At 39.4% G+C, this 18780-nt stretch carries 19 protein-coding genes and 1 pseudogene; 12 read left to right on the forward strand and 8 right to left on the reverse strand.

Translation table 11 applies throughout. The annotated features are described in order from the left end of the window. Positions 1-2 precede the first annotated feature (2 nt). The 7 genes and pseudogenes from AB2N10_RS11770 (at position 3) to hemW (ending at position 4677) form a co-directional block, all read left to right on the forward strand. Positions 3-701: a YggS family pyridoxal phosphate-dependent enzyme gene (locus AB2N10_RS11770; RefSeq protein ID WP_354625490.1), complete on the forward strand. Its 699-nt coding sequence runs from the start codon at positions 3-5 to the stop codon at positions 699-701. A 26-nt stretch (positions 702-727) separates the two neighbouring features. Next, a complete protein-coding gene (gene proC, locus AB2N10_RS11775) occupies positions 728-1552 on the forward strand; it encodes a pyrroline-5-carboxylate reductase (RefSeq protein ID WP_354625393.1) in 825 nt (274 codons plus the stop codon). Between the two features lie 24 nt (positions 1553-1576). Continuing rightward, the gene (locus AB2N10_RS11780; RefSeq protein ID WP_354625392.1) at positions 1577-2119 is read left to right on the forward strand and encodes a YggT family protein; all 543 of its coding nucleotides are present in this window, start codon (positions 1577-1579) and stop codon (positions 2117-2119) included. Then, on the forward strand, positions 2119-2421 hold the full coding sequence (yggU, locus tag AB2N10_RS11785) for a DUF167 family protein YggU (protein WP_369433880.1): 303 nt from the start codon (positions 2119-2121) through the stop codon (positions 2419-2421). Before AB2N10_RS11780 ends, yggU begins: the two co-directional genes overlap by 1 nt. After that, positions 2415-2855, forward strand: coding sequence for a DUF4426 domain-containing protein (locus tag AB2N10_RS11790; protein WP_354625390.1), 441 nt, complete (start codon positions 2415-2417; stop codon positions 2853-2855). Before yggU ends, AB2N10_RS11790 begins: the two co-directional genes overlap by 7 nt. 13 nt (positions 2856-2868) lie before the next feature. Further along, positions 2869-3470: pseudogene (gene rdgB / locus AB2N10_RS11795) on the forward strand (RdgB/HAM1 family non-canonical purine NTP pyrophosphatase). Between the two features lie 64 nt (positions 3471-3534). Then, positions 3535-4677 carry a radical SAM family heme chaperone HemW gene (gene hemW / locus AB2N10_RS11800; RefSeq protein WP_354625389.1) on the forward strand — a complete coding sequence of 381 codons (1143 nt, stop codon included), beginning with the start codon at positions 3535-3537 and terminating at the stop codon, positions 4675-4677. A 3-nt stretch (positions 4678-4680) separates the two neighbouring features. On the opposite strand, the gene fbp is transcribed toward hemW, so the two are convergent. Beyond that, positions 4681-5688, reverse strand: a complete 1008-nt coding sequence (fbp, locus tag AB2N10_RS11805) for a class 1 fructose-bisphosphatase (RefSeq protein ID WP_369433881.1) — start codon at positions 5686-5688, stop codon at positions 4681-4683. Positions 5689-5910: 222 nt separating this feature from the next. Between fbp and AB2N10_RS11810 the strand changes: the two genes are divergently transcribed. From AB2N10_RS11810 to AB2N10_RS11820, 3 genes are all read left to right on the forward strand, one after another. Further along, positions 5911-6435 (forward strand): PepSY domain-containing protein, encoded by a 525-nt coding sequence (locus AB2N10_RS11810; protein ID WP_369433882.1) that lies wholly within the window; start codon positions 5911-5913, stop codon positions 6433-6435. Between the two features lie 97 nt (positions 6436-6532). Next, positions 6533-7210 (forward strand): response regulator transcription factor, encoded by a 678-nt coding sequence (locus AB2N10_RS11815; protein ID WP_354625387.1) that lies wholly within the window; start codon positions 6533-6535, stop codon positions 7208-7210. Beyond that, positions 7179-8537, forward strand: coding sequence for an ATP-binding protein (locus AB2N10_RS11820; RefSeq protein ID WP_369433883.1), 1359 nt, complete (start codon positions 7179-7181; stop codon positions 8535-8537). Before AB2N10_RS11815 ends, AB2N10_RS11820 begins: the two co-directional genes overlap by 32 nt. A 108-nt stretch (positions 8538-8645) precedes the next feature. Here the strand turns inward: AB2N10_RS11820 and cysG are convergent, their stop codons facing one another. The 3 genes from cysG to mdh form a co-directional block, all read right to left on the reverse strand. Then, positions 8646-10064 carry a siroheme synthase CysG gene (cysG, locus tag AB2N10_RS11825; protein WP_369433884.1) on the reverse strand — a complete coding sequence of 473 codons (1419 nt, stop codon included), beginning with the start codon at positions 10062-10064 and terminating at the stop codon, positions 8646-8648. A gap of 100 nt (positions 10065-10164) precedes the next feature. Continuing rightward, positions 10165-10554: a CBS domain-containing protein gene (locus AB2N10_RS11830; protein ID WP_369433885.1), complete on the reverse strand. Its 390-nt coding sequence runs from the start codon at positions 10552-10554 to the stop codon at positions 10165-10167. A gap of 93 nt (positions 10555-10647) precedes the next feature. Next, a complete protein-coding gene (mdh, locus tag AB2N10_RS11835; protein WP_369433886.1) occupies positions 10648-11592 on the reverse strand; it encodes a malate dehydrogenase in 945 nt (314 codons plus the stop codon). Between the two features lie 361 nt (positions 11593-11953). On the opposite strand from mdh, the gene argR reads away from it, so the two are divergent. Continuing rightward, entirely contained in the window at positions 11954-12406 is a 453-nt protein-coding gene (gene argR / locus AB2N10_RS11840; protein ID WP_369433887.1) for a transcriptional regulator ArgR, read from the forward strand. 106 nt (positions 12407-12512) lie between these two features. Further along, complete coding sequence (locus AB2N10_RS11845; RefSeq protein WP_369433888.1) at positions 12513-12917, forward strand: type IV pilin protein; 405 nt, start codon at positions 12513-12515, stop codon at positions 12915-12917. Between the two features lie 62 nt (positions 12918-12979). Here the strand turns inward: AB2N10_RS11845 and AB2N10_RS11850 are convergent, their stop codons facing one another. The 4 genes from AB2N10_RS11850 to AB2N10_RS11865 all read right to left on the reverse strand — a co-directional run bounded on the left by AB2N10_RS11850 (position 12980) and on the right by AB2N10_RS11865 (position 18760). Continuing rightward, entirely contained in the window at positions 12980-14038 is a 1059-nt protein-coding gene (locus AB2N10_RS11850; RefSeq protein WP_354625382.1) for a lactonase family protein, read from the reverse strand. A 157-nt stretch (positions 14039-14195) separates the two neighbouring features. Further along, positions 14196-16118 carry a transglycosylase SLT domain-containing protein gene (locus AB2N10_RS11855; protein ID WP_369433889.1) on the reverse strand — a complete coding sequence of 641 codons (1923 nt, stop codon included), beginning with the start codon at positions 16116-16118 and terminating at the stop codon, positions 14196-14198. Positions 16119-16148: 30 nt separating this feature from the next. Next, positions 16149-17741: a dipeptide ABC transporter ATP-binding protein gene (locus AB2N10_RS11860; protein WP_354625378.1), complete on the reverse strand. Its 1593-nt coding sequence runs from the start codon at positions 17739-17741 to the stop codon at positions 16149-16151. Beyond that, complete coding sequence (locus tag AB2N10_RS11865) at positions 17738-18760, reverse strand: ABC transporter permease (RefSeq protein WP_354625488.1); 1023 nt, start codon at positions 18758-18760, stop codon at positions 17738-17740. The genes AB2N10_RS11860 and AB2N10_RS11865 overlap by 4 nt, the downstream gene beginning before the upstream one ends. Positions 18761-18780: the final 20 nt, after the last annotated feature.

Raw genomic sequence — 18780 nt, forward strand, 5'->3', positions numbered from 1 at the left:
TGATGAACAATATTTTTCAACAAATAACAAACGTTAAACAAAAAATAGCGCATGCAGCTCAACAAGTACACAGAAATCCTGAGCAGGTTCAGCTATTAGCGGTGAGTAAAACCAAGCCTGTTGCACTAATCAAACAGGCTTATGACTTTGGTTTACGCCATTTTGGTGAAAATTACGTGCAAGAAAGCGTAGAAAAAATCCAACAAATCAAAACTGATAAGGCATTTTCAGATCCGATTTATTGGTATTTTATTGGCCCATTACAATCCAATAAAACACGCCTTGTTGCTGAAAATTTTGACTGGGTACAAAGTGTTGAGCGAATGAAAATAGCACAACGCTTAAATGATCAACGTCCCAGTGAGTTAGCACCACTTAATATTTGCCTACAGGTTAATATTAGCGGAGAACAAAGTAAGTCGGGTACTACTTTATCGCAAGTTATTGAGCTAGCTTCACAAGTAAGTACATTACCACGCTTAAAACTACGTGGAATCATGGCGATCGCCGAAAATACCAGCGATCAACTACGCCTTGAAAAACAGTTCCAAGAGCTCCATAACATCTATTTACAGCTACAACAGCGATTTCCTAATATAGACACGTTGTCGATGGGAATGAGTGGCGACTTAGAAAGCGCAATTCGTTGCGGTAGTACCATGGTACGAATTGGTAGTGATATTTTCGGTCGTAGAGACTGATTTTTATTTTTAAAAAAGGAATTAACATGTTACACAAAAAAATTACATTTATTGGTGCGGGCAACATGGCGACAAGCATAATCAGCGGTCTAGTTAAAGATGGTTACCCGAGTGATTTAATTTGTGCGAGTGAACCAAACATTGCAAATACACAGAAATTAGCAGATAAATACGCAGTAAAAACAAGCCAAGATAACAACCAAGCAACACAATGGGCTGATGTCATCGTTTTATCGGTAAAACCACAAATAATGCCAGCGGTCTGCCAAGACCTAGCAGAACAAGGAATCGATTTTAGTCAAAAACTCATTATCTCGATTGCTGCAGGTATTTCAGTACAACGTCTACACTCGTTATTGGGTGAAAACAGTGCGATCGTTCGTACTATGCCAAATACCCCATCACTTTTGAAAAAAGGGATGACGGGCTTATTTGCTTCACAGCAAGTCACCGATGCAGACAAAGCTTTTGCTGGTGAATTAATGGCAGCAGTCGGCGAAACACTGTGGGTTGAAGATGAAGCGATGATCAATGCGGTTATTGCCGCATCAGGATCATCTCCTGCTTATTTCTTTCTGTTTATGGAAGCAATGCAAGAAAAAGCAATGGAGATGGGCTTTACTGAACAGCAAGCACGTTTACTCGTACAGCAAGCTGCATTAGGTAGTGCAGAAATGGTCAAAGAAAATAGTGAAATTAGTCTCGCCACATTACGTGAAAATGTCACGTCAAAGGGAGGCACAACTGCCGAAGCGGTGCGCACATTGAACGAATTAACATTAAAAGAGACCGTCGCTAAGGCCATGCAAGCAGCTGCTGACCGTGGTGTAGAGATGGAAAAGTTATTTTAAGTTTACAAAAAGAGAGAATATCCAATGAATGCTGTTAATTTTTTAGTCAATACTCTGTTTGATCTCTATCTGATGGTGGTATTGCTACGAGTCTGGTTACAGGTTGCTCGTGCTGATTTTTATAACCCCTTTAGCCAATTTATCGTTAAAGCGACGCAACCGGTTGTCGCGCCGTTACGTCGGGTTATACCAAGCTTGGGTGGTTGGGATACGGCGACGATCGTCTTTGCTCTGTGTGTAGCAGCATTAAAAGTTATTAGTTTAAGTTTAATTATCGGCGCTTCGATTACTCCCTTCATTGTCGCTGTATCAGCATTGGTTATTTTCATAACCGCTGTATTTAAACTACTCTTTTGGGTATTGATCTTACGTGCCATTCTCAGTTGGATTAGTCGCGGCCATAACCCAATTGAAGCAGTGATGATTCAATTAACCGAACCGCTACTTGCACCAGTACGACGCTTTATTCCTCCTATGGGTGGGCTGGATCTATCGATGCTAGTGGTGTTACTCGGCTTGCAATTTTTAGAAATGCTAATCAATGACCTACTGCAACAGCTATTCTAATGAGTGTGAATTACTTAAAACAAGACGGAGAAGATCTTCTACTGCGTCTTGTTTTACAACCGAAGGCGAGTTGCGATAAGTTTGTCGGTTTATTAGGAGATGAGCTTAAAGTGATGATTACTGCACCTCCGATAGATGGTAAAGCGAATCAACACTTAATTAAATTTCTTAGTAAGCAGTTTAAAGTCCCTAAGGGTGCGGTCATCGTAGAAAAAGGATCATTAAATCGCCATAAATTAGTGCGCATTCAAAATCCCAAACAGATTCCCCCCTTTTTTAATAACAAGGATGAACCATGTTGACATTAAATAGACTGTTAATTGCCTCTCTATTAACCGCTTTTTCGCTATTTTCTTCGATAACTTTTGCAGAGCAATCCCTTCGCTTTGCTAATTTACAGGTGCACTATATCGCCCTACCAACGACTTTTTTACAGCCAGAAATTGCTCAGCAATATGGTATAAAACGCAGCAAATTTACTGGCTTGATTAATATTTCCGTACTGGATGAAAATGACAACTTAAAAGCCGTTGCAGCACAGTTATCTGGCACAGGTAAAAATCTTATCGGGCAAGTAGAAACATTAAATTTCAAAGAGATACGAGAAGGAGAGGCTATTTACTACATTGCTACTTATCCCTTTAGCAATGAAGAAATTGTAAACTTTTCCATTGCAATTAAAAGCGCCAACACAACCAATACACTTAAGTTCCAACACAAGTTTTATACAGAGTAAAAACAGGCAAATTATGAAAAAAAAATGGGTTTTAGCCACAGGTAACAAAGGTAAAGTCAAGGAGATAGCGAACTGCTTAATAGCTTCTCAATTGAAGTCTTACCACAAAGTCATTTTAACGTTGCAGAGGTTCCAGAAACAGGTACAACCTTTGTTGAAAATGCCATTATCAAAGCGCGCCACGCAGCTAAAATAACAGGTCTGCCAGCCATTGCCGATGATTCTGGTTTAGAGGTCGATTTTTTAAATGGTCAACCCGGTATCTACTCCTCTCGTTTTGCCGGTGAAAATGCCACCGATCAAGATAATATAGATCTACTATTGAGTAAATTAGAGGGTATTAGTGCAGATCAACGCAGCGCTCGTTTTCAATGCGTACTCGTTTATATGCGTCACGCTTTAGATCCGACCCCCATTATCTGCCAAGGTACATGGGAGGGGGTAATTAGTAATGAAATGCAAGGTAAAAATGGCTTTGGTTATGATCCAATCTTTTGGGTCGAAAGTGAACAGTGTTCATCGGCACAGCTAAGCAAGCAACGCAAGGGGGAGTTAAGCCACCGCGGTAAAGCCTTGGCAATGCTTGTAGAGTTACTCAAAGAGCAGTTGGGTTAATCGCTGACTATTTATTGCCCCTACCATGAGGTAAGGGCTATTGTGCACATTATTAGGTTATTAAATGCTACAGTTACCCCCTTTAAGCCTCTATATTCATTTTCCTTGGTGTATTGAAAAGTGCCCCTATTGCGATTTTAATTCCCATAAATTACAGGGTACGATCCCAGAACAAGCCTACTTGCAGGCACTTCTCGATGATCTAAATAACGAGTTAGTTTATGTGCAAGGTCGTCAATTAGAGAGCATTTTTATCGGCGGCGGTACACCGAGTTTAATTTCAGCGTCAGGGATAGCATGGTTGCTTACTGAAATTAAACAGAAAATTCCCTTTAAAAAAGAGATAGAGATCACCCTTGAAGCCAATCCAGGGGCGATTGAAAATCAGAAAATAAGCGATTTTAAGAAAGCGGGAATTAGCCGTTTCTCCTTTGGTGTACAAAGCTTCCAGCAACAAAAACTAACGCTATTAGGTAGAATCCATGGCCCACAGGAAGCCGTTAATGCCGCGAAACAAGCGACCGCAGTAGGTATGAAAACCTTTAATTTAGATTTGATGCATGGCTTGCCTGAACAGACACTTACTGATGCACTTGAAGATTTACAAACTGCCATCGCATTACAACCAACACACCTCTCTTGGTATCAATTAACCATCGAACCCAATACCCAATATTTTTCACATCCCCCTAAATTACCTGAAGATGAGCTTCTCTGGGAGATTCAAGAGGCAGGTGTTAAGTTACTCGCAGAGAATGGTTATCAGCAGTATGAGATATCAGGTTATTGCAAAACGGGTTTCGCCTGCCAGCACAACCTTAACTATTGGCGCTTTGGCGACTATATCGGTATTGGCTGTGGCGCCCATGGTAAGTTAACCTTGCCACTTGAAAATAAAATCATTCGCAGCAGTAAAATCAAACACCCTAAGGGTTATTTAGATAAGTCTCGTCCATTTATCGATCACACTCATGTCGTCGCCAAAGATGAAATCGCCTTTGAATATATGATGAATCGCTTACGACTATTTGAGGTAATCCCATTTAAAGAGTTTGAAGCTTACACGGGATTAAGCGTTGCAACCATAGAGCCAGCGATAACTGCCGCGATCAATAAAAATTTATTGGTAAAAAATAGCGACAACTGGCAAGTAACTGAGCTTGGTCACCGCTACTTAAATGAACTATTGACGCTATTTATGGAATAATTTTTAATGTTGAGGGGAATATTTTTCCATCATCCCTTCAACATCATCCATCATCTCAGAGCTACCGCAGAAAAAGGGGACACGTTGATGGAGTTCCGTAGGCTCTATGGTCATAATTCGATTAAAGCCATCACTGGCACGACCGCCAGCCTGTTCAATCAAAAATGCCATTGGATTACATTCGTACAATAAACGTAATTTTCCTTTTGGTGCAGAGGCCGTTGAAGGGTAGATATAAATCCCCCCCTTTAATAAATTACGATGAAAATCAGAGACTAATGAGCCAATATAACGAGAGGTGTAGGGACGATTTGATGCGGGTTCGATCTCTTGGCAATGTTTTAAATATTTCTTAACACCATCGGGGAATTTAAGATAATTACCTTCGTTAATCGAGTATATTTTGCCAGTCACAGGGATCTGGATATTTTCATGGGAAAGGTAAAAAACGCCTAATGATGGATCGCAAGTAAAGCCATGCACTCCATTTCCCGTTGTGTAAACCAACATGGTTGATGAACCATAAATAATATACCCCGCAGCGACTTGGCGTATACCTGGCTGTAAAAAATCGTCTAATACAACGGGTTCACCTAACGGGCTAAGCCTTTGATAAACAGAAAATATAGTACCGATAGAGACATTAACATCAATATTCGATGAGCCATCAAGCGGATCCATTAATACGACATACTTGCTGTTTACGCTGCGCTCACTATCAAAGATAATAATATCTTCCTCTTCTTCCGATGCAACACCACAGACTTCTCCTCTCGCTTCTAATGCAGACTTAAACACATTGTTAGCAAATAGATCCATTTTTTGCTGTACTTCACCCTGTACATTTTCAAGGCCGGTTACGCCAATAATATCGACTAGCCCTGCTGTATTTATTTCCCGATTAACGACTTTCGCAGCTAATCGAATAGAACTTAGCAGTAAAGATAATTCACCCGTCGCTTTAGGGTATTCGTTTTGTTGTGCAATGATATATTCGCCTAAGGTGATCATTTTCTACTCCCTATAATATAATGTGTCGCTGATATCCAACGCTATATATTCGACCATCGAAAAAGTTAACAAAATAAAAGGCGAATACAATCACCCTCAAAATGATGCGCTAATGAGTGCAAACAAATAGGCAAAGATTAACTTTTTGTAATGATTCATCCACCTTTTCGATCTGATCAATGCGCTACAATTTTCTCATCAAATAACTATAGGAAACAAAACATGAAATTAAAAAGTTTAATTTGCGGCGTAACCATTGCATTAGCCTCCTTTACGGCATTAGCTGATGATGATGCACTTTCTGTACTGGCATTAAAAAATGCTAAATTCACCGTAGAGCAGGCAATTGAGAAGGTATCGCAGGAGTATAAAGGTAGCATTGTTGAATTTGAAGTAGACGATCATCGAGGGCAAGCTAGCTATGAATTTGAGATAGTTAATTTGCAAAGTGAACAAAAGTACAAACTGCAGGTAAGCAATGAAGATGGTAGTATATTAAAAGAGAAAACCACTAACCTAAAAAGTGATGAAAAAGAAGCGGTGAACACACTAACCGCTGCTAAGTTGAATCTAAAATCTACACTGACACTGGTGCGACAAAAATATAATGCTGAAGTAGTTGAATTTGAATTGAAAAATAAAAAAGGGATCACTTTTTATAAATTCAAACTGTACGATGAAAATGGGCGAAAACGCATTATTGTTGATGTTGAAACGGGCGAGATGGTTCCCGTTATGAAAAAATAGTTGATTATGATTAATTCGCCCGATTTTCATCATTGGGCGATAACGACAGACCACGTATATTGATAGAACATGACTATAAACGATAGAAGGATAACTTGTGCGAATTTTAGTTGTCGAAGATAACCTCACTACTCGTCAGTACCTACAAAAGGCACTGCAAGAACAAGGGTATCAAGTAGACCTTGCTGATAATGGTAAAGATGGCTTATTTTTAGCACTTGAACATGATTACCAATTAATCCTGTTGGATCGCATGTTGCCGCAATTAGATGGTTTATCGGTATTATCAACCCTCAGAAATGCCAACAACAAAACACCCGTTTTAATATTAAGCGCATTAGATAGTGTATCAGAGCGTGTCAGAGGACTACGAGAAGGAGGCGATGATTACCTCGTTAAACCCTTTGCGTTATCTGAGTTATTAATCAGAATTGAGATATTAATTAAGCGTCGTGTACTCGGTACACAGCCATCAAGCACTATCCAAGTCTCTGATCTAAAAATGGATCTACTTTCCCATAAAGTATATCGTGGATTAATAGAGGTTCCTCTACAACCCAAAGAGTTTAAATTATTACGCTATTTAATGGAGCATGCGGGGCAAGTGGTATCTCGCTCCTTGCTATTTGAAGCGGTATGGGATTATCATTTTGATCCACAAACCAATGTTATTGACGTGCACGTTGCACGTTTACGTAAAAAGGTAGAGCTAGATGGTTATCCCCCCTTACTTGAGACAGTGCGTGGCGTCGGTTACAGAATGGTGGAGAAATAACCTAAAAGCGAGTTCCATCTGGCGTTTAACCTCTTTATACACCGCCCTGCTACTTTGTGTTGTTAGCCTTTTGCTGATTATTTTATACCAATTGAGTGTCGGGCAAATAAAACGCGATCAAATAGTACAAATGGAAAACCTTGTTGAACAGCAAAAGCTCTTAGCTAAGCAACTTGAGCTCAATGATTTCATTCAACAATTTGAGATGCATGCAGCTAACTCTAGACAATACATACTGACTTTTAGGCATAAGGGAAATACCTACGGTCAATTAAGCTCCATTCCGACTTATATTAATAGTTGTCCAACGCTCTCTCGCTTCCCTATTTGGTTAGAAAAATACGATGAATTACGTTTGATTAGTGGCTGTATTTTACATATATCAACGGGCACACTATTTATCGCCAACGATGACGAATCACTTTACAATTTACAAACACAATTTCTTAACGCGTCTCTCGTGGCACTATTATCTGCATTGATATTGGGTATTTTTACAGGATTTATTTTCTCTCGACGTGTATTAAAAAGGATCCGTACATTTAATAATATTGCACAACGCGTTGAAGCAGGAGAAATGACCGCTCGAGTTCCAATCTCCTCTAATGCCGATGAATATGATGACATGGCGAGACATATTAATACCATGTTATCTCGCCTAGAGGACTCTTTTAATGCCATCAGCACAGTGACCGATGCGATTGCACACGACTTACGTACCCCACTGAGCCACCTTAAACAACAAATAGAAGAAAATATAAATGATGCACATAAAGCAGGTCTAAATAGCGACCATTTACAAAAAATGATAACGAAATTAGATGCTATTCTATTTACCTTCACTGCAATGTTAGAGATCACACGCCTTGAACATAGTCAGCAAAAAGAGCACTTTACTTTAGTATGTCTCGATGACGTGATTAATGATGCCATTGATTTAATCCACCCCCTCATAGAAGAAAAACAACAAAACTTACACATTACTGGTGCAAATTGTTTACTACAGGGTGATGCGACGTTATTGTTCAGAGTCGTTTATAATTTACTCGAAAATGCCTGTAAATATGCAGGAGAGTTTGCACAAATATCCATTGATATCAGCAACAAAGGCTTTACGCTTAGCGATAATGGTCAGGGAATTGCCGATAGTGAAAAAGAAAAAGTATTTCAACGCCTATACCGCATTGAAAAGAGTAGAAATATAGCGGGCTTTGGTATTGGCCTGTCACTAGTCAAAGCGATCGTGCGTCTGCATGATGGTAAAATAAAACTCCTAGACAACAATCCCGGCTTAAAGGTGGTTATTGAATTTACTGATACGCATTAAATAACTTCAACTAGGAATAAGCAAATCGATACTGCATAGCTACTTCAATTTTCTGCCTAGCATCTTGAAGTAGCATGGAATTTATCCCATGCTACTTCATAAAAGGCGTTAAGAAAGATTCACTAAAAATGGGTCTCGAGATAACTTATGATTACCCTCTGGCTCAAACCAAGCCAATTTTTCGGCCAAACTGACGACTTCACCAATGATCATCAATGTCGCACCTTGTAAGCCACCACCTAATAAAGTTAATTCTGATAGTTTTCCAATAACCACCTGCTGGTCTGAGGTTGTGCCCCGATTAACCAAGGCTACAGGCGTATCGGGTGAACGCCCAAAACTGAGTAACTGATTTTGTATTTCCTGAGACTGAATTAATCCCATGTAAACGACTAATGTCTGATGGGGAGCTGCGAGGGCTTGCCAATTAAGTTGTCTGCCATCTGATTTACGATGCCCTGTTACAAAGGTAACAGATTGAGAATAATCACGATGTGTTAAAGGGATCCCCGCATAGGCACTACACCCTGAAGCGGCGGTAATGCCCGGTACGACTTGAAAAGCGACCCCCGCGGCGACGAGCTCTTCTAATTCTTCTCCACCACGGCCAAAAATAAAGGAGTCCCCCCCTTTCAAACGCACCACTTTTTTACCTTGTTTAGCAAATTCCACCAACATTTGATTGGTTCTTGATTGCTCAACTTCGTGATTTCCAGCTTCCTTACCAACGGAAATCAAATCAGCATCACGACGCACTAAATCTAAAATATCGGCAGAAACCAACCTATCATATAATACGACATCAGCTTGCTGCATAAGCTGTAATGCCTTTAATGTTAATAACGATGGGTCACCTGGCCCTGCTCCAACCAAAGCAACATCTCCCTGTGTAACATCTTCCGTTAATGTTTTTTCCATTAACTCAAGCGCATTTGCTGTTTGCCCTTTTTGTAATAAATGACCTAATTGCCCGTTAGCAAATAATTTTTCCCAATAACGTCGACGTAAAGAAGGATTACCAATCACTTCCTTTACACGGTTACGAAAATCACCAGAAATACGAGCTAACCGCCCTAAATGCATAGGTAGTAACGCTTCTAATCGCTCCCTAATTAAACGCGCTAAAACGGGAGCTGTACCTGCACTTGAAATCGCCACAATAATAGGGGAGCGATCCACGATAGAGGGCATAATAAAACTGGACAGTTCTGGGTCATCGACCACATTGACGAGCAATTGTAAGGCATTAGCTGCATTTGCAATTTGTTCATTAACATCGCGCTTATCGGTTGCAGCAATAACTAACCATTTGCCCTGTAACAGATCAGTACTGAAATTTTGACGGATTATTTTTAATTGCTGATCTTTCTCTTTTTGCAATAGACGGCTATCAATTTCAGGCGCACAAACAGTGACATCAGCATTGGCTTTAAGCAACAGGTGCACCTTTCTAAAGGCAATATCCCCACCACCGACGACAAGACAGGGACGGTTTTCGAGTTTGGTAAAAATGGGTAGGTAATCCATAGCAAGTCACTCATTAATAGTATTATGAAGCCGACACTATAAAGAAATATCTCACAAAGATAAAATAGCGAAAAGTAATTACTTATTGTAAAACGTTAAACTAGCGATTCTCTAATAATGCACGCACACCATCACGCCAAGTAAATATCCCCTTGATTTCGCCCCCCTCCAATACAGGTAAGCAACCAATATTGTTATTCAACATAATCATTAATGCATCACTAACAGTGCATTGCGGCGCAATAACCAATGGAGAACGAGTCATTATCTGATGTGCACGTTGATTGATCGTAGCAGTATCACGCGTAGACTCAGCATCGGTTCCCAAAAAAGGGCTCAGACAACGCAATAAGTCATGCTCACTAATAATGCCCTGAAGTTGATTATCTTCGACAACGAGTAAATGATGAAATACACCGTGATCTAAAATTTCTTTGACAACGGTTAACCTATCGTCCATATCAACGGTCACCACACGAGTTGTCATCATGTCACACACTTTCATATCATGCTCTTCAATTGAACTAATTAAAAAAGCCAGTATCAACTGGCTCTACACATAAACTTAAGTACTTACGTTAAATTAAGGTTTATTTTTTATGAAATCAACGCCCTTTTGAATATCAGCATGCAAGACGGCTAACATTTCTTGTTTTTTCTGATCTTCAAATGGACTTAAATCACCAAAGGGCAAAACGCGATCTATACCATTTTTACCCAACAACAATGGTTGCGTAAAAAATGGCGAACAGCTATTACCACCATCAACATAAGCATTCTGAATAATCCCCTGTTTACCTAACAAAGCTTTTACAAGGTTGATACCAAATATTGATGCTGCACGCGCCATGGAAAGGGTTGCAGACCCTCCTCCCGCTTTTGCTTCAACCACTTCCGTACCTGCGTTTTGAATTCGCTCGGTAAGCTCAACGACCTCTTGTTCAGTAAACGTAACTCCCTGCACTTGCGATAAAACAGGTAAAATGGTGGTACCACTGTGACCACCAATAACATTAACTCGAACATGCTCTGCTGGTAAGCCTTTTTTCTCAGCAACAAAATCTTCGGCACGAATCACATCTAAGGTAGTGATGCCAAATAACTTGTTTTTATCATAAACCCCTGCTTTTTTCAGTACTTCGGCTGCGATGGCAACGGTGGTATTAACAGGATTAGTAATAATTCCAATGCATGCCATTGGGCAGACTTGAGCAATTTTTGTCACTAAAGTTTCAATAATACCAGCATTAATATTAAACAGATCGGAACGGTCCATACCCGGCTTACGGGCAACACCCGCAGAAATAAGAACAACATCGGCACCTTGTAAAGCTGGCGTAGGATCATCTCCGGCATAGCCATCGACATAAACACTGGTAGGAATATGACTTAAATCTTTAGCAACCCCCGGTGTAACTGGCGCAACATCATAAAGTGATAATAATGAATTTTCAGGTAAATCAAGTTTAAGCAGTAAAGCCAATGCTTGGCCAATACCACCAGCAGCACCTAGAACAGCAACCTTCATAAAACAACCTCCGATTTATAATATCATTGCCATTAATATTACTTCAACTTAGTCGATTGTGCTGGAAATGTTAAGTGATTGTGAGCGATGTAAAGTTAATTGGGGTAATCAGCAAAATTTAAGTGATTTAACACATATTTTTGTATTCACCTTCCCCCTTGAATTAACGCATAACAACCATTTAGCTCCCCATTATGCTTTATATAAAATGGATCCGTTGAGTCCTTGATAATTCTATTGTAATAATTGAAAAACGAATATTTATGCATTTTTTTAGATTATTTAGTTATTGATAATTAGCCAATATCGATTATCATTGGCAGTGCAATTTGCACAAGTTCTAAATTAGAGTATTTTTAATATGACACAACCAACAGAACTAATGGACTTCTTCAAGGCATTATTAAAAAAAGAACGCCTCAGCTCGCAAGGAGAGATAGTAGAGGCATTACAGGAAGCTGGTTTTCACAATATTAATCAGTCCAAAGTTTCTAGAATGTTAAGTAAATCAGGGGCGGTTCGTACACGAAATGCCAAAAAAGAGATGGTTTATTGCTTACCTTCCGAGCTTGGTATCCCAACAACGACTAGTCCATTAAAAAATCTGGTGGTAGATATTGATCGCAACGATAGCCTAATAGTTATCCGCACAAGCCCAGGCGCTGCGCAACTGATTGCCCGCCTACTTGACTCGATAGGCAAAGCCGAAGGTATTCTTGGCACCATTGCAGGCGATGATACCGTTTTTATTACCCCAACAAGCAGTAAAAAAATTAATAACACCTTAAATGTAATCAAGCAATTATTTCAATAATAGTCCCGAAGGAGTGCGCCTTTGCAAAAAGGCCACTTCTTCACCCCTCTAGCAGCATCGTAAAATTAATCTACTATTAATGGATTAATGGCATTGCACAGAGAAAATGATATTGAAAAAGATAGCCGCTTTTACACTCATTGAGTTACTGATAGTCATTGCTATTATTGCTCTGCTGGCAAGTATTACCTATCCATCTTACCTTTCCTACTTAATCACAATGCGTCGAAGTGATGCACAGGCAGTGTTAATTAAAGCGCAATTAAAACAAAGCAGCCTACATATTTTAAATCCAACCTATAGCGTTGATAAGAGTGAACTAGGCTTATTAGATAATCACTATTATAACTTTACCACTCTCTCTGCCAGCGCATCCACCTACCTCATCAAAGCGACAGCCAAAATGGGCACGTCGCAGGCCGATGATGAAACAGCCTGTAAAACATTATATGTCGATCAAAATAGCAGCCACACTAGCGATGGCAGCACCCCAAATGAGCAGTGTTGGTGATAAATCAAATAAAAATAATAGTTAAAAATTTCCTACTGTGAATACTAACTTGCTGGCATTTTTTATAAGAAACAAACACAAACAGCATGTTTAACCGCCAACTTTTCATCCGTTTTTGTTAAGAAACCACTTTCATTATCACGTTTAAAAACAATTAAGTAATCGCTTTTCTGATGCGCAACTAATAACCATTGTTGATCTGGCGATAGCGCAAAGTGACGCGGAAATAATCCACCAGAAGGGGTAAACGTAAGCGCGGTCAATAATCCATTACTTTGTTTAACGCTGTAAATGGCAATACTATCATGGCCACGATTACTGACGTACAGATACCGCCCATCCAGACTTAATGCCACTTCAGCAATAGAATTTTCCAAGCTACCTTGTGATTCTCCGCTTAATGGCTTGTTTGCCTGTGGCAAACTGCTAATAGACTGAATATGCACTAGTTCGCCAGTCGTTTGATTAAAATTGAAGACACTAACTTCAGAGCTCAGCTCATTACCTAAATATAATTTATCGCCCAACGCATTAAAGGTAAAATGACGTGGTCCTGAACCAGCAGGTAAATACGCACAAAATACTTCATTCAGCTGATTTTCACTCACATCATATACTTTTAAGGCATCAATCCCTAAATCAGCCACGACTAAAAATTTTTCATCTACACTTAATTGACTTGCGTGAGCGTGTGCACTTGCTTGCCTATCAGGGCAACGCCCTTGACCTGTATGCTGGATCGACTGATAAGCAGGCAATAACTTATCTTGAGTCAACGAAAACGCACTCACACTACCAGTCATGTAGTTACTTACAAATGCGTTTTTATGATTTAAACTGATATGGCAAGGTGCACCACCTAAGCTGCTTTGCTTGTTGATAAAAATAGGGGTAATTGGCATTTTTATATCAAAACAACCGAGGTAGCCTTGTTGCTCATTTTCACTCACGGCAAGTAAATACTTTCTATCTTTGCTGACAACCAAAAAACTAGGATCTGATAACATTGCTGAACTGCCAACTTCTTTTAATTGTCCATTTTTATTATCAAACTCAACGACTTTAATGCCCGCTTCCGCATTTGGCGTATAACAGCCAATGTATAAAATTTGTTTAGTCATGGTTTACTCTTTTAAAAATAAATAGGGGCACATAACAAGCACTCTCATTTGCTCAATGGAACAACGACCCATCCCAGAGTCATTGGTAACGAGAAAATTAACGCATCAATTTATTAAGCCGCTAAAGTGCAAATTAACGACCGATAGCCTGCTACTTTTAAAAACGCGCTTTGATCTCCTGCTCCGTCATAAATTCCAACGGTTTATTAGATAGATACTGATAAATGACATTATAAGCTAATACATTTTTCACATACCGGCGCGTTTCTTTATAGGGAATTGTTTCAATCCAGCTATCCATTAATAATCCCTTGGAAGTCCCATTTTTAAGGTCATTTTGCCAACGATCAACTCGATATGGCCCGGCATTATAAGCTGCGGTAGCAAGGACCCGATTTCCTTGATAACGTTGCAACAAACCATTTAAGTAAGCACTACCTAACTCCACATTAATAGTGCCATCACTTAATTGAGAGCGATTATGATAGCTTTTTAAGCCTATTTTTTTAGCTGTTTCCTTCGCCGTATTAGGCATTAATTGCATATAACCTCGCGCACCAGCAGGTGAATTTGCAAACTCATCAAAGGCGCTTTCTTGTCTTGTAATCGCATAAATATAAGTACTATCTAACTGATATTTATTCGCATAGAAAGAAAAAAGCTCCGCCTCAGTTGCAGGAAAACGAATACTTAAGGCATCCCAACTTTTAGCGTTAATACTAGCGACCACGGAAAGGTGCGCCCAATCCTTACTGGCAGCAAATAAACCCAGTTGGTTTTGCAGGGCGACACTTTTACCTAATAACAATTTTCGCCACTCACGTTTTAACAAAAAGGGCAAGGAGTGGTAATGTAACTCTTCAATATGCGCTAATTGTTTTTGTAAGTGGTCTAATTTATTACTTTTTGCTGTAATAATCTGGCTATTAAATTGGTATTTTTTACCCAACTTTTGGGCAGCAAGAAAGCCGTAATAACTACGACTAGAGGCAATTTTATTGTAAATATGCACTGCTTTTTTGTTCTGTTTTTTCTCTTCCCATACTCGCGCTTGCCAATACTGCCATTTATTTTCAGATCTTTTATTTACGCTGAGCTTAGCTATCCAATACTCAATACCTGACCAATCGTCTAATTTAATCGCATAGCGGATACGTCGTTCGATTAAATTAACATCTTTAATTTTAGCGAGTTCTTTATCTAACCAAGGCATTAACTCTTCACTTTCGACAATAAGAATGCGTGATATAAGATCTTTTTTTAAATTCAGCCTCTCCTTCGATGTAAAATGAATTTTGTTTTCATAAGTTAAATAGGCTTTTAACCCTAACTGTACATTTTTGCGGGCAAGCTGTTTAATCGAAGCATTTAAATAGTCATAACTTTTCTGCTTTTTATTAGTAAATAATGTACTTGTCAGCAATTTTTCTGGTTTTTTGCTTAATGTAAATAACTGTTCTGCCAACCGCTTGTTTGAATCATTCATGAGTGTTATCAAATAGGACATTAGCGCCGTCTGTTTTTTCTGATAACTAAGTTGAAAACGTTGCCAAATTAACTTCTGATCAATTTTTTTTATTTTTAAATAGTGCTGCAACACCGGATCACAGGCATTGGCTAAGGAGACACCCGTTAACCACGTTTCTTTCACGGCGGGCCAAATTCTACTGGATTGATTATCAGCAAGTTTTGCTTGAAAATAGAAACACTTTAAATCGGTAGAGTTAGGTAGTTTTGGGTAAAATTGTAACAATTGATCCCAAAAGCGATTCTTGCCTAAGTAATATAAATACTCTCTTTGTAAGTCTTGGCTAACAACATGGTCAGGATATTTTTTCAAAAACGCTTGTATAGCAGTTAAGCTATCAGGGCTAAAGTTCGATTTAAATTGTTGGTATTCAAGTAAATAAGTCAGCGGGTAGTCTGGAATCAGCTGCATTTTTTGTAATGCATCCTGCCATTTTTCCTGTTGTTGTAATTCAGAAGCTTGGGTATACAGGTTTCTTTGCTCGCTTAATGTCAATGATGCGGCAATATTCGTAAAGGATATTAAAAACAACGTCAGAAAAATTTTTTTCATTGAAATTCCTTTATATCGGATGATTTAACGCTATACCATAGCACAGGCTAATAACTCCTGTGTATATTTGTGTTGCGCTTGCGTAAATATTTCTTCAGTACAACCCTGCTCTATGATTTCGCCCTCTTTCATAACCAAGACTCGATGACTTACAGAGCGGACAACGGATAGGTCATGACTGATAAATAAATAGCTCAGTGATAACTCTTTCTGTAAGGAGATCAATAAATCCAAGACTTGTTTTTGAATACTCCTATCTAAGGCAGAAGTAGGTTCGTCTAAGACTATTAACTGAGGATTTAAAATCAAAGCACGTGCAATCGCGATACGCTGTCTCTGTCCACCAGAAAATTCATGAGGGTAACGCTGGCCACTCGATGGTTCTAATCCAACACGTTGCAAAACACTTGCTACTTGCTGTTTTATTTGTGTAGGGGTTAATTTTTTATGAACCTGCAAACCTTCGCTAATAATTGCTTCAACAGACATGCGAGGGCTTAAACTTGCATACGGGTCTTGCAACACAATTTGCAATTCTGCGCGCAACGCTTGCAATTCATTATGGCCTATAGCGTCAATTTCTTTACCTAAATAAACGACCTTACCCGTGCTTTTAATCAGTTGCAAAATCGCCTGCGCGAGAGTACTTTTCCCCGAGCCACTCTCGCCAACTATTGCTAATGTTTCTCCCCGGTGTATGTGCAAACTGACATTTTTTACCGCTTGTAAGCGGTGCGTTGTTTTGCCCCAAAAATTCTTTTGTAATGGATAACAAACATTGATCTTATCTGCACTTAATATTAATTGCGGTTCCTCTAAGGGTGCCATCTTTCCCGATGGAATAGCCCCTAATAGCATTTTTGTATAAACATGCTGTGGAGCGCTAAATAACGCATGGTTATTGCTATATTCAACGACTTCCCCATCACGCATAACCATGACGTAATCGGCAATTGAACGCACAATATGTAAATCATGGGTAATGATTAAAATAGCCATATTGAGGCGCTGCTGCAACGCTTTTAAAAGATCCAGAATCTGTTTTTGAATAGTCACATCAAGCGCTGTAGTCGGCTCATCTGCAATTAATAGTTCAGGGTCATTCGCTAAAGCCATGGCAATCATAACGCGCTGTCTCTGCCCCCCTGATAATTCATGGGGATAGGAACCAAGTCGCTGCTCTGGATTTTCAATTCCCACTAGCTGCAACAACTCTATTATGCGCAGCTTGGCTTTATGGCCCGTTAATCCTTTGTGTAAAAGCAGCGTTTCAGCAATCTGCTTTTGCACCGTATGCAGAGGATTAAGCGAAGTCATAGGCTCTTGAAAAATCATTGAGACTTTATTACCGCGAATAGATTCAAGCACCACATCATCTTTACCGACTAATGGCTCTCCAGATAAATAGATTTCACCACTAGGATGATGTGCATGGGGATAAGGCAAGAGTTGTAAAATTGAGAGCGCTAACAGTGACTTACCTGCGCCACTTTCTCCAACAATCGCTAACGTTTCCCCCTTGTTAAGGGTAAAATTAACCCCCTTAACAATCGCCTTTTCGGCAAAGCTGATAGACAAGTTGTCTACTTTTAATAACTCATTAGAGTGCGTTGTTCCGCTCATACTGTTTTCCTTGGATCAAAAGCATCACGTACGGCTTCACCAATAAAGACTAATAAAACCAAAATAGTAGAAAGTGAAATAAAAGCGGTGATTGCTAGCCAAGGCGCATGCAAATTATCTTTACCTTGGGCAACCATTTCACCTAAGGAAGCTGATCCTAACGGCAATCCAAAACCTAAAAAATCCAGTGATGTTAATGTTGTTAGTGCGCCTGTAAATAAGTAAGGCATGAAAGTAAGGGTCGCGATCATCGCATTGGGTAAAATGTGTTTAAACATCACTTTACTATCAGATACCCCCAATGCCTGAGCTGCTTTAACATATTCTAAATGACGACCACGTAGGAACTCTGCTCGTACAACCCCAACTAAACTTGGCCAGCTAAATAAAATCATCAACGCCAGCAACCATGTAAAGGTCGGTTCGACAAAGCTCGCTAGAATAATAAGCATAAAGAGCATGGGTAGCCCTTCCCATATTTCTAATAAGCGTTGACCAAACAGGTCTATTTTTCCACCGTAATAGCCCTGAAAAGCGCCGACAGCAACACCGATCATGGAGCTAGCAAAGGTGAGGATTAATGAAAATAATACGGATATTCTAAAGCCATAAACCAAACGAGCTAAGAGATCTCGCCCTTGGTCGTCAGTACCTAAATAGTTAATATGACTCGGTGGTGAAGGTGCAGCTTCAGTTAATTCGTAGTTGATACTATCATAGGAAAAAGGAACAATAGGCCAGAGGATCCAACCAGATTTCTCAATTTGTTGCACCATATAGGGATCACTATAATCGGTATGAATGTCAAAATCACCGCCCAACCTATTTTCCGTTATATCTTCAACAATAGGAAAGTACCAATGATTTTTATAGGAGACCATTATCGGTTTATCATTTACCCAAAGCTCCGCAAATAAACTCATTATAAAAAGAGTCAGAAAAATCCACAGCGACCAATATCCCCGCTTATTGCTTTTAAACTGCATCCAACGATTATGATTGATTGGATTGTTTTTTATGTTCTGCCACGTAACCAATA

Source organism: Psychromonas sp. MME1 (assembly GCF_041080865.1).
Taxonomy (GTDB): Bacteria; Pseudomonadota; Gammaproteobacteria; order Enterobacterales; family Psychromonadaceae; genus Psychromonas.

What these genes read in the sequence shown, in the direction of transcription:
- AB2N10_RS11770 (WP_354625490.1), top strand. Translation starts at nt 3, where the DNA reads ATGAACAATATTTTTCAACAAATAACAAACGTTAAACAAAAAATAGCG.
- proC (WP_354625393.1), top strand. Translation starts at nt 728, where the DNA reads ATGTTACACAAAAAAATTACATTTATTGGTGCGGGCAACATGGCGACA.
- AB2N10_RS11780 (WP_354625392.1), top strand. Translation starts at nt 1,577, where the DNA reads ATGAATGCTGTTAATTTTTTAGTCAATACTCTGTTTGATCTCTATCTG.
- yggU (WP_369433880.1), top strand. Translation starts at nt 2,119, where the DNA reads ATGAGTGTGAATTACTTAAAACAAGACGGAGAAGATCTTCTACTGCGT.
- AB2N10_RS11790 (WP_354625390.1), top strand. Translation starts at nt 2,415, where the DNA reads ATGTTGACATTAAATAGACTGTTAATTGCCTCTCTATTAACCGCTTTT.
- hemW (WP_354625389.1), top strand. Translation starts at nt 3,535, where the DNA reads ATGCTACAGTTACCCCCTTTAAGCCTCTATATTCATTTTCCTTGGTGT.
- fbp (WP_369433881.1), bottom strand. Translation starts at nt 5,688, where the DNA reads ATGATCACCTTAGGCGAATATATCATTGCACAACAAAACGAATACCCT.
- AB2N10_RS11810 (WP_369433882.1), top strand. Translation starts at nt 5,911, where the DNA reads ATGAAATTAAAAAGTTTAATTTGCGGCGTAACCATTGCATTAGCCTCC.
- cysG (WP_369433884.1), bottom strand. Translation starts at nt 10,064, where the DNA reads ATGGATTACCTACCCATTTTTACCAAACTCGAAAACCGTCCCTGTCTT.
- AB2N10_RS11830 (WP_369433885.1), bottom strand. Translation starts at nt 10,554, where the DNA reads ATGATGACAACTCGTGTGGTGACCGTTGATATGGACGATAGGTTAACC.
- mdh (WP_369433886.1), bottom strand. Translation starts at nt 11,592, where the DNA reads ATGAAGGTTGCTGTTCTAGGTGCTGCTGGTGGTATTGGCCAAGCATTG.
- argR (WP_369433887.1), top strand. Translation starts at nt 11,954, where the DNA reads ATGACACAACCAACAGAACTAATGGACTTCTTCAAGGCATTATTAAAA.
- AB2N10_RS11845 (WP_369433888.1), top strand. Translation starts at nt 12,513, where the DNA reads ATGATATTGAAAAAGATAGCCGCTTTTACACTCATTGAGTTACTGATA.
- AB2N10_RS11850 (WP_354625382.1), bottom strand. Translation starts at nt 14,038, where the DNA reads ATGACTAAACAAATTTTATACATTGGCTGTTATACGCCAAATGCGGAA.
- AB2N10_RS11855 (WP_369433889.1), bottom strand. Translation starts at nt 16,118, where the DNA reads ATGAAAAAAATTTTTCTGACGTTGTTTTTAATATCCTTTACGAATATT.
- AB2N10_RS11860 (WP_354625378.1), bottom strand. Translation starts at nt 17,741, where the DNA reads ATGAGCGGAACAACGCACTCTAATGAGTTATTAAAAGTAGACAACTTG.